The following is an 11,347-nucleotide window of genomic DNA, read 5'->3' as shown; positions in this document are numbered from 1 at the left end:
TTCATAGCTTAGGCTTTTTCTATTGGTGCAAATTTCGCCAATAGGCGTTTAATGCCGATTGGACTTGGGAATGCAATATCCAGTTCCTTTCCTTCGCCTTCTCCTTTTACACTCACCACGGTTCCAATTCCCCATTTTTTATGGGAAGCCTTATCACCAACGGCCCAACCAATCTCTTCACCGCCTGTTGCAGATGGGGCAGAAACAGCTCGCCCAAAGGTAGGCATTTTTCTTGTGGAAGCCGTCGCAGTGTTCCCTGTTCTCGCCTGAGAACTGAATGGAGTCTGCTTGGATCTAGGAGCAGGTTTCGGTTTAAGATCTTCAAGAAGTTCCTCGGGTATTTCTCCGATGAACCGTGAAACTGGATTCATGCTCGTCCGTCCATACAGTGTCCGCATTTGGGCATTACTGATGAACAACTCATTTTCAGCCCTTGTAATCCCCACATAAGCAAGACGGCGTTCTTCTTCCATCTCCTCCTCATCCATGAGCGAGCGGCTATGAGGGAAAACTCCTTCTTCAAGGCCCAGTAAAAAGACTACCGGATATTCTAATCCCTTCGCCGAATGTAGTGTCATTAACGTTACCGTATTTGTAGCTTCTTCGGAGTTCTCATCTAATTGATCAATATCAGCAACCAACGCCAGGTCAGTTAAAAAGCCAATCAATGATTTGTCCTCGCTGTTACTTTCGAATGCTTTCGTTACAGATAAAAACTCATCTATATTTTCAAGACGGCTTTGTGATTCAATTGTTTTTTCTGCTTGCAGCATCTCACGGTAACCGGTTTTTTTAATGACTTCTTCCACCAGTTCCGTCACAGATAAGTACTCCTGCTGATTTGTATAGTTAGTAATTAACGTGTGGAATTCCCTTGCTGCTTTGGTAGCCTTCCCGCTTATCCCAATCATTTCCACGGACTCAAGTGCTTTATAAATGGAAAGATCATATTGATCTGCATAATCTGCTACTTTGTCCATTGAAGTTGCACCAATACCTCGTTTCGGTACATTTATTACACGGCGAAGACTGATGTCATCATCAGGATTTGCAATAAGACGCAGATAGGCAAGTAAATCCTTAATCTCTTTACGATCATAGAACTTAGTGCCGCCGACGATTGCATAGTTAATATTGGATTTAAGCAGAACTTCCTCCATTACCCGTGATTGTGCATTTGTTCTGTAAAGGATTGCTATATCGGAATATTTTCTACTACCGTCCTTAGCTAATTCATTTATCTTTCCTGCTACAAATTGCGCTTCCCCTTGTTCATTGTCTGCACGGTAATAGAAAATCTTATTACCCTCTACATTCTCGGTCCAAAGATTTTTCGGCTTCCGGTTTCGATTATTATCGATGACCTTATTCGCCGCTTCAAGAATCTTTTTCGTTGAACGATAATTCTGTTCAAGGAAAATCATATTGGCATTAGGATAATCTTTTTCAAATGAAAGGATATTCGCAATATCCGCACCGCGCCAGCGATAGATCGACTGATCTGAATCCCCTACAACACAGAGATTACGGAATCGTGAAGCTAGCAGTTTAACAAGCATATATTGAGCCCTGTTTGTATCTTGATACTCATCAACATGAATGTATTGAAACTTCCGCTGATAATATTCTAGCACTTCCGGTATAAGTTGGAACAATTGAATCGTCATCATGATCAAATCATCAAAATCGAGGGCTGAATTTTTCCGCAAACGTTTTTGGTATTCTGTATATACATCTGCCGTTACTTTAGTAAAATAATCTGACGCAGTTTTGAGGTATTCTTCTGGTCCGACCAATTCATTTTTTGCTGAACTGATACTACCTAAAATGGCCCGGTAATCATATTTCTTTGTATCCATATTACGGTCTTTCATAATTTGCTTAATAACTGATTGCTGATCCGTCGTATCTAAAATTGAGAAATTCCTATTAAATCCAATCCGATCAATATCTCTTCGCAAAATACGGACACACATCGAGTGGAACGTTGAAATCCAGATATCTTCGGACGCACCGCCCAGAATGGTACGGATTCTTTCTTTCATTTCACGTGCGGCTTTATTAGTAAACGTGATTGCAAGGATATTCCAAGGTGCTATTTCCTTCTCAACCATCAAGTAAGCAATACGGTGAGTCAGCACACGCGTCTTTCCACTTCCTGCCCCAGCCATAATTAGAAGTGGACCATCTGTTGCTTTTACTGCTTTTTGTTGCTGTTCATTCAAACCTATTAGTAATTTTTCCGCTAAATATTGCATTATCACACCACCTATACGAACATTCGTTTCTGTTTTAGTATACTACATTTTTTCCCTATTTACATTTTGGTCAAATTATCATTTAACAGCCTCAACTGTTGCAAGCGCCGTTTTCAAATCTTCATAGATCACATTACCAACAACGATTACGTCCGCAAACTCCGCCATCTCTTTGGCCTGCTCTACTGATTTAATCCCACCGCCGTAGAATAGTACAGTATTCTCCAAACTCTCTCTCGCCGCTTCCACCATCTGAACATCGCCATAAACACCGCTGTATTCAAGATAAAAAACCGGCAGTTTGAACATCTTTTCTGCCATCATTGCATATGCACCTACATCATCCATATCCAGATCCGTATTGGCTTTCGTCAATTGAGCCGCCTTACACTCAGGATTTAAGATGCAATATCCTTCTACGAAAATTTCATCCCAATTCAAAAGGTATCCGTATTCTTTAACTGCTTGCTGATGCAGTTTCATCATCCAATCCGGATTGGTGCTATTTAGGACACTCGGAATAAAATATAAATCGAATCCCGGCGTCACTGTTTCAACCGATGAAATCTCCATCACACATGGAACTGTATATCGCCTAACTCGCGCCATCAAATGAAGTACATTCTCAAGCGTAATTCCATCGGTGCCTCCAACCATAATTGCATCTGTACCAGATTCACAGACTTTTTCTAACGCCTCATCGCTTATTTCTTTATTTGGATCGAGTTTGAAAACATGTTTCCACTCGTGAAAATCGTACATTATAATCCTCCATTCACACTTCCCATTTCACCATTATAGCATTAAGATTTTTCATTAAAAAAGAGAAGTATCGATAAAATGTTTACCAACTGGAAACCTCTGAATCTAAATTCCAATATAACACGGATACGACCGGACGGTAGCCGCTATAGAAAACGCTTGCTCAAAATAAAAAGCCGGGAAACGAATTCCTCGGCTTTTTCTATTTCATACAATATAAAAAAATCGAATTCATTAAGATTCCGTTGTTTCTTCAACGTTTTCCTTTATACGGTTAAGAGCCATGGTGTAGGCATCATTTCCGTAGTTTAAGCAGCGTTTAACCCTAGAAATCGTGGCCGTGCTAGCCCCTGTTTCGTTTTCGATTTTATGATAGGTTTTACCTTCTTCAAGCATACGGGCTACTTCAAGGCGCTGTGCTAATGATGAAATTTCATTGACTGTACATAAGTCATCAAAAAATCGATAGCATTCGTCTAAATCGCGCAAGGAAAGTATCGACTTAAACAGCTGATCCGTTTCTTTCCCTCTTAACTTATCAATTTGCATGTTTCTCCCCCTCAATTTTCATGGGTATCAAAATGAGACGTCTTCTACTAAACCAGGTTGATTCGGAATAATATTGACCCAAGTTTTCCCCGGTATCAACCCTACTTCTTTATCGTTTTTCACTGGTATAATTCGACCATCTTTATTAACCCATTCTACTTCATTGACCTTCCCCTTTTGAAGTAAATAACCTTTTCCGCCACTTTTTAAATCAATTTTAAGGCGTCCTTTATCATCAACCACTTGATGAGTGATCTCAATGATGAATATATTATCCAGTAAAATCGGTTTGCTTGATTTATGCTCGACTGTTTGCTCACCATTAGAATAACGTTTATATTTCTCTTCTGTTCCTTCATATTCATACTTTACATTGAACTCTGCCGATCCGTAGGATATCTCAATTTTCAAAGCCGATTCTCCTTGCAGATCAACCGCCTCTTCCTCTGTCAGGAAAGTAAATGGCTCTGGTGCACCTGTCAGCTCATATCCTTTTTCCTTCGCGCCCTTTTCAATATTATCAAAAGAAGTGTAGGAATTATGCGGTGCGTTTCGATCTGTTGAGCGCTGAAACAAAGTACCATCATAATATAGGCCGTTCAAGTTATCAATATATCCTTTGTCCAGCATGGTTTTTGCCTCTGGGCTATTCCCATGACACACATAGATGCAGTCCAAACCTTTGGCCATTTCGATATAATAGTCCCTTGCACTCCGAACCGGTCCGATTTGGTTCGGCATTTCACTTTGGAAAACAGCTAAAAATCTGGTTATGTCGCCTTCCGCCAGCAATTCATAGACTATGTCCGCATCTGAGAGACCAGATTGTGGACGCGCTTTTGGATGATTATTAATCATCACCGCTACAGCCCTTTGCTCGGTATCTTCATTCGTGGCTACACCAGTAAGTGGAAACATGTTTGAAGGCTCGTTTTTAACATCTGTATTTTTAATGACAGCTGCATCTTTCGGCTTACTGTCATCTAGTACAGGTTCTTCTTTAGTCGAACAGCCTGCTAGCAGAAAAATAGCAATAATGATGAAAAGAACTCTCTTAAATTTCATCTTTCCACTCCCCTGATTTTTTAACCATTTCTTCTCTTATATTTTAACGCATTATAGTAGGAAAGAGTATAGTTTTATTCATTACATCATATACTCCTCGCTGGGTTACCCTTATATAGGGAAGATGAGTTGTTGAAAAGAATGAAAGGGTATACACCGGATCAGCAAAGCGATAACCCCTTTCACGTAGCAGCTTTTTCAACTCATTCTCTTCTTTAATTAGTTCAGGAACCTCCTTATTGGACATGACTCCTTTTAATTTTAAAGGCAGTTCATGTATCACCTGGCCTTGTTCAGTCAAAACAATACCACCGCCAATTTCCTTCAACCGGTTAAATGCTAAATGCATATCCTGTTTCCGTTTACCAATTAAGATTATGTCACCTGTATTTGTATAAGAACCTGCAAAACCACACAATTTATTGGCAAAGCCTTTTAATATCGTATTAATGCGCCATTTACCTTCACGGTCAATGAGCATGAAAAAGCATTCATCATCTTTAAAGGTCAGTTCTTCATGCCCAACGTCATTGGAAAGATAATATGGCTTCGTGATTACGTTATTGACCAGTTCAATTCCAAACGGCATAGAAAATTCAAAATCTTCCTTTAAACTAAGATCCCAATCAAGTTCAAGCGGTTTAAAATCAAAATCGCTCCAGTTGATTTCCTGAGAATCAGGAATTACTTCACCATCCCGTTTCACCCATTTCCCTTTTGCCATTACAGAAACTGGTGCCGGTTCCTTTATATCTGTCAGAAAATTAATGTTGGCAACCCTTCCAGTAGCAATATTACCATGAAGATATTCAATATTATAATAGCGGGCGATATTAATAGTTGCCATATTATAAGCATCAATGACCGGAACACCTTGCTCTATTGCTATTTTGATTAAGCTGTCTATAAAACCACCTTCATAAAAAGACGGAGGTGATCCATCTGTTGTATAAAAGAATTTGTCATAATGATCGATGCCCATATCATGTATTTCTTGTATCAACTTAGGAAGATCCGGTCGGATAGAAGAATGCCTTAGTGAAACATAATAACCCTGTAGCAGACGAGACATGACCTCATCGCCTGTCATTGCCTCATGATCACAATCAGCACCAAACAACGTCATCTTCGCCAACGTTTTCTCCGACGCACCCGGAAAGTGTCCTTCTATTTTCTTCCTCATCCGCTTTGCTTCCTGAATCCAGTGCAACATCATGTCATCCCCGTCGAGGAGCTTCGGCCATCCCGTTAGTTCACCGCCCTGTAGTACGGCATCGTGCTCCAGCCAAGATTTAACTGCACCATGTGAAAATACCATATCCTCGTCTACTAATTCCGTTTGCCCATCAAAACGACTCCACCAATACATTGTAACAGGAATATTACGAAGTTCTTTCAAAAGAGAAAACGCTTTCTTTTTTTCTAACTGCAATAGAAATGGCAAGTTATCATTGATTAATGTCGTTGTCCCAAAATGAGATGCATAACGTGAAAAAGAAAGGGGATTATATAATTGAGAAGGATGTGAATGCGGCTCAATATATCCCGGGACCAGGTACTGATTTGTACAGTCAACCATTTCGCAGCGGTCTATATTTTCAGGAAGCTTTTCGCCAACATAGATTATGCGATCATCATAGATCCAGATATTCGCTTTCACCCATTTTCGTAAAGCCTGATTTAAATAAGTCGTATTTTTAAGCAGAATGTGTGGTGCCCTATTGCCATCCAGCACATCTATATGTTCACGTAGATGTTTATTTTTCCATCTATAGCGCTGTTCAAGCATAAACATTCCCCCATAATTTTTTTGAAACAAATGCAATAAAAAAACCATTTTTAACCCAATTTTATTTCATACTAACATACTTACCAGATTAGCACAGTAATGTTAACTGAAAAATTGTTAATTTTTTGTGAAGGGATGTACTTATTATGAAGTTTAAACAAAATATTAGTATAATAAATGCACTTATGCGGATTACCTGTGGTTTTACCTTTCTATCATGGGCAACAGCAAAAATGGTTAAAAAACCTTGGAAAAACCAATCTTACTTATTTGTCGTCATGATATCTGCTATGAAAATTGGTGAAGGCATTCTACGCTATTGTCCAATCGTGGACGCTATGGAGAATGGACAAACATTAATGAAAAAAGAACAAAAAACAGAAAATGATTTTAATTCACCTGATTCTTATTAAATCTTTTTCTAAAGAAGAAGCTGACTCTCTTAGAGTCAGCTTCTTTCAATTTATCATGATAAATTGTATTGAATGGCACGATAACCGATATCTGTACGCCAAAACAACCCGTCTTTTTCAACATGACTCAATTCTTTATAAACTTTAGCTTGAGCAGAGGCTAAATCTTTTCCTTTTGCAGCAACCAGAAGCACACGGCCACCGTTTGAAACAAAAGATCCCTCGCTATTTTTAGCAGTTCCAGCATGATAAATATGAGCATCTGGATTAATCTTGTCCAACCCTTTAATGATTGAATTCTTTTTGTAATCTCCAGGATACCCCTCTGCTGCCACTACTACACCAAGTACTGCATCTTCATGCCATTCAAGTTGTAAATCCTTACCTAAAAGGACCGCTTCAAGCGTATCAACGAAATCCGTTTTTAGCCTCGGTAAAACAACTTGCGTTTCCGGATCCCCAAAACGAGCATTGAACTCAATGACTTTTGTACCTTTTTCCGTAGCAATTAATCCGGCATATAAAATACCGGTAAAACGACGATCTTCTGAAATCATCGCATTTACTGTCGGCTGCAAGATTGTTTCGACAGCTGTCTGAACCATTTCATCGGAAATTTGCGGCACCGGCGAATAGGCACCCATTCCGCCTGTGTTCGGACCTTGATCTCCGTCGAAAACGCGCTTATGGTCTTGGGCGATAACCATCGGATACACTTTTTCACCATTCACGAATGCCATCAACGAAAATTCCTCGCCATCGAGAAATTCCTCAATAACAACTTTGGCAGAAGCTTCTCCAAACTTAGCCCCGACAAGCATATCGTGGATGGCGTCTAACGCCTCTTCCATCGTCATTGCGACTACGACACCTTTGCCTGCAGCCAAGCCATCTGCCTTAATAACGATAGGCGCTCCTATTTTTTCAATATATGCCTTTGCAGAATCAAAATCAGTAAACGTTTCATATTCTGCTGTCGGAATGCTGTAGTTCTTCATTAAATCCTTAGCGAAAGATTTACTTCCTTCAATGACCGCAGCCCTGCTATTTGGGCCGAACACCTGTAGGCCCGCTTTAGCAAAGTCGTCAGCTAGTCCATTCAATAATGGCGTTTCTGGGCCAATTACCGTCAATGAAACTGCATTTTCTTTTGCAAAAGCAACCAAATCCTCATGATTTGTTTCTTCAATGGGCACCAGATTTGCTACATCGGTCATGCCCGGATTTCCTGGTGCTGCAAAAACTTTCTCCACCCGTTTACTTTCAAACAGTTTGCGGGCAATAGCATGCTCCCTGCCACCCCGGCCAATCACTAGTACATTCATTATCGCACCTCATCTTTGATTAATGTTTAAAGTGACGAATCCCTGTGAATACCATTGCAATTCCATATTCATCAGCTTTCTTGATTGAATCTTGGTCTTTTACAGAGCCACCCGGTTGAATGATTGCCGTAACTCCTGCTTTCGCTGCCGCTTCAACAGTATCATCCATTGGGAAGAAAGCATCCGATGCCAAAGCACTGCCTGTTGCTCTTTCACCAGCTTGTTCTAGCGCAATTTTTGCAGCTCCGACACGGTTCATTTGACCAGCGCCAACACCTAATGTCATTTGATCGTTACATACCACGATTGCATTTGATTTCACATGCTTCACGATTTTCCAGCCAAGTTCTAGGGCTTTCCACTCTTCAAGGGTAGGTTCGCGTTTTGTTGCTACTTTTACTTCTGCATCCTTCAAACTATGTGCATCACGATCTTGTATAAGTAATCCGCCTTCAATTGAAGTCAATTTACGCTCAGGTTTTTTAGCTGCGTTGAAATCAATCGTTAATAAGCGAAGGTTTTTCTTGCTTGTTAACACTTCCACTGCCTCTTCTGTAAACGCAGGAGCAATGATGATTTCAAGGAAAATTTCATGAAGCTTTTCTGCAGTTGCTTTATCTACTTCACGGTTCAGGGCAATGATTCCACCAAAGATGGAAGTAGAATCCGCCTCGTATGCTTTTTCGTACGCTTCTAATATGGTCGTTCCGACACCGACTCCGCAAGGATTCATATGTTTGACAGCTACTGCAGCGGGCTCATTGAATTCTTTAACAATTTGAAGTGCAGCATCTGCATCATTAATGTTGTTGAAAGAAAGCTCTTTTCCGTGTAATTGCTTCGCTTCAGCAATTGAGAAAACAGAACCAAGCGGTTTTTTATAAAAAGCTGCCTTTTGATGCGGATTTTCCCCATAACGAAGCGACTGTTTCAATTCATAAGTAACAGTCAATGATTCTGGATTCTCTTCTTCAGCAAGCTCTGTCATGTATTCAGAAATAACAGCATCATATGCTGCTGTATGGCGGAAGACTTTTGCAGCCAGACGGCGATTCGTTGTTTTTGAAACTCCTCCGTCTTTCAGTTCAGCCAATACGGTTGGATAATCATTGGAATCAACGATAACCGTCACATACTCGTGGTTTTTTGCAGAAGAACGAAGCATTGTCGGTCCACCGATATCAATGTTTTCAATTGCATCTTCTACAGTAACATCCGGTTTAGAAATTGTAGCTTGGAATGGGTATAGGTTTACACAGACAAGTTGAATAGGCTCAATATTATGTTCTGCAAGCTGTGCCGCGTGATCTGCATCACCATGTTTTGCTAAAACTGCTCCATGGACATTCGGATGAAGCGTTTTAACGCGTCCATCTAAAATTTCCGGGAAACCAGTAACGTCACTGATTCCAATCACGTCTACACCATTATCCTGCAACGTTTTTTTCGTACCGCCGGTTGAAATAATTTCAAACCCTGCTTCTATTAATCCCTTAGCAAATTCTACAATACCTGTTTTATCCGATACACTAATTAAAGCACGTTTCTTCATGGTATGTTGGTCCCTCCATAATGTATGTTATTTCTTTTGGAATAGCTGCTGTAAAACTGATGGATACATGCCATGTTCCGTTTCCTGAATCCTTATTTGGAGAATGTCTTTCGTATCTCCTGCAAGAATCGGTACTGTCTTTTGGGCAATGATTGGGCCCGTGTCCATACCATCATCGACATAATGAATCGTGACCCCGGTTTCTTCCACTCTGGCGTCAAAAGCCTGACCAATTGCATCCTTGCCTGGAAAATTAGGCAAAAGTGAAGGATGAATGTTAACAATTCTGTGTGAATACGCCTGTAATAATGTTGGCCCAATTAAACGCATATAACCAGCTAGAATAATAAATTCAACCTCAAGTTGACGAAGTATCTCTAAAATTCCCGTTTCAAACTCGACCTTACTTGAGTACTTTTTCGCTGAAAAAGAGAAGGTTCTAATATTCTCAAGCCTAGCTCTTTCAAGCACATAAGCATCTTCACGATCGCAAACAACAAGGCAGATTTCCGCGTTCAGAACTCCATCTTTTATTGCGTCAGCAATTGATTGGAAATTACTTCCGTTACCTGATGCAAAGACTGCGAGACGCTTCATTGTTTAAACGACACTCCATTTCCATCCACAATTGTTCCAATAACTGAAGCCTCTTCACCGCATGACTGTAGATGAGCAACCACAGCGGCCGCATCCTCTTTTTTCACTACAGCAGTCATGCCAATCCCCATATTGAAAATATTGAACATTTCCTCTTGAACAAGGTTCCCTTTTTCTTCAAGGAACGAGAATACAGGTGGAATTTTCCAGCTTCCAAGCCCGATTTCAACACCGCAACCTTCAGGAAGAATACGTGGAATATTCTCGATGAATCCTCCACCCGTAATATGGGCAAGTCCCTTAACTTCAAACTTTTCAAGTGTGGACAAAATAGACTGTACATAGATTTTTGTCGGTTTCAATAATTCATCGCCTAACTTGCAGTCAAGCTCCGGTATGAATTCATGTAGATCCATTCCTGAATCTTCAAGGAGGATTTTACGAACTAGAGAATATCCGTTACTGTGAATACCACTTGAAGCAAGCCCAATAACAACATCACCCGCCGAAATTGTCTTACCCGTAATTAAGCGTGATTTTTCAACAGCTCCAACAGTAAATCCTGCCACATCATACTCTTCCGTTTCGTACATACCTGGCATTTCCGCCGTTTCACCACCGATTAAAGCGCAGCCTGCCTGCTCGCAGCCGTCTGCAATACCTTTGACTATCATTTCAATTCGTTCAGGATCCGCTTTACCGCAGGCAATATAATCTAAAAAGTACAAAGGCGCAGCGCCTTGAACGACAACATCGTTAACGCACATAGCTACACAATCTACCCCAATGGTATCATGTTTATCCATCATGAACGCGAGCAGAAGTTTTGTCCCGACTCCATCCGTTCCTGAAATTAGCACAGGCTCTTTAAGGTTCAGGGAAGACAAATCAAACATTCCTCCGAAACCGCCTAGTCCATTCATTACCTCCGGACGAAATGTGCGCTTTACATGTTTTTTCATTCGATTTACTGCTTCATAACCAGCTTCAATATCAACACCAGCCTGCTTATATGCATTAGCCATTTGAAATCCTCC

10 protein-coding genes are annotated in these 11,347 nt (G+C 40.5%); 1 reads left to right on the top strand and 9 read right to left on the bottom strand.

From position 1 onward, the window contains the following. Positions 1-8 precede the first annotated feature (8 nt). The 5 genes from pcrA to NST21_RS02070 form a co-directional block, all read right to left on the bottom strand. Positions 9-2,258 (bottom strand): DNA helicase PcrA, encoded by a 2,250-nt coding sequence (gene pcrA, locus NST21_RS02090; RefSeq protein WP_340887460.1) that lies wholly within the window; start codon positions 2,256-2,258, stop codon positions 9-11. Positions 2,259-2,336: 78 nt separating this feature from the next. Then, a complete protein-coding gene (locus tag NST21_RS02085; protein ID WP_340887458.1) occupies positions 2,337-3,020 on the bottom strand; it encodes a heptaprenylglyceryl phosphate synthase in 684 nt (227 codons plus the stop codon). A gap of 234 nt (positions 3,021-3,254) precedes the next feature. Next, the gene (locus tag NST21_RS02080) at positions 3,255-3,569 is read right to left on the bottom strand and encodes a YerC/YecD family TrpR-related protein (RefSeq protein ID WP_053344215.1); all 315 of its coding nucleotides are present in this window, start codon (positions 3,567-3,569) and stop codon (positions 3,255-3,257) included. A 27-nt stretch (positions 3,570-3,596) separates the two neighbouring features. Further along, positions 3,597-4,634 carry a DUF3048 domain-containing protein gene (locus tag NST21_RS02075; RefSeq protein ID WP_340887457.1) on the bottom strand — a complete coding sequence of 346 codons (1,038 nt, stop codon included), beginning with the start codon at positions 4,632-4,634 and terminating at the stop codon, positions 3,597-3,599. A 43-nt stretch (positions 4,635-4,677) separates the two neighbouring features. Beyond that, positions 4,678-6,423, bottom strand: coding sequence for an adenine deaminase C-terminal domain-containing protein (locus NST21_RS02070; protein WP_056522784.1), 1,746 nt, complete (start codon positions 6,421-6,423; stop codon positions 4,678-4,680). 146 nt (positions 6,424-6,569) lie between these two features. Here NST21_RS02070 and NST21_RS02065 point away from each other — a divergent pair, with 146 nt between their 5' ends. Continuing rightward, complete coding sequence (locus NST21_RS02065) at positions 6,570-6,836, top strand: YgaP-like transmembrane domain (RefSeq protein ID WP_056522785.1); 267 nt, start codon at positions 6,570-6,572, stop codon at positions 6,834-6,836. A 53-nt stretch (positions 6,837-6,889) separates the two neighbouring features. Here the strand turns inward: NST21_RS02065 and purD are convergent, their stop codons facing one another. Genes purD through purM form a run of 4 tightly spaced genes read right to left on the bottom strand, consistent with a single transcriptional unit; the run spans position 6,890 to position 11,335 of the window. Beyond that, positions 6,890-8,161, bottom strand: coding sequence for a phosphoribosylamine--glycine ligase (gene purD, locus NST21_RS02060; protein WP_053344211.1), 1,272 nt, complete (start codon positions 8,159-8,161; stop codon positions 6,890-6,892). 19 nt (positions 8,162-8,180) lie between these two features. Further along, positions 8,181-9,713, bottom strand: a complete 1,533-nt coding sequence (gene purH / locus NST21_RS02055; RefSeq protein WP_056522789.1) for a bifunctional phosphoribosylaminoimidazolecarboxamide formyltransferase/IMP cyclohydrolase — start codon at positions 9,711-9,713, stop codon at positions 8,181-8,183. A gap of 27 nt (positions 9,714-9,740) precedes the next feature. Further along, entirely contained in the window at positions 9,741-10,310 is a 570-nt protein-coding gene (purN, locus tag NST21_RS02050; RefSeq protein WP_340887456.1) for a phosphoribosylglycinamide formyltransferase, read from the bottom strand. Next, on the bottom strand, positions 10,307-11,335 hold the full coding sequence (gene purM, locus NST21_RS02045; protein ID WP_340887455.1) for a phosphoribosylformylglycinamidine cyclo-ligase: 1,029 nt from the start codon (positions 11,333-11,335) through the stop codon (positions 10,307-10,309). The genes purN and purM overlap by 4 nt, the downstream gene beginning before the upstream one ends. Between the last annotated feature and the right edge of the window lie 12 nt (positions 11,336-11,347).

Source organism: Peribacillus sp. FSL K6-1552 (assembly GCF_038005205.1).
GTDB classification, from domain to species: Bacteria; Bacillota; Bacilli; order Bacillales; family DSM-1321; genus Peribacillus; species Peribacillus butanolivorans.
This window is presented reverse-complemented; position numbering and strand designations above follow the sequence as displayed.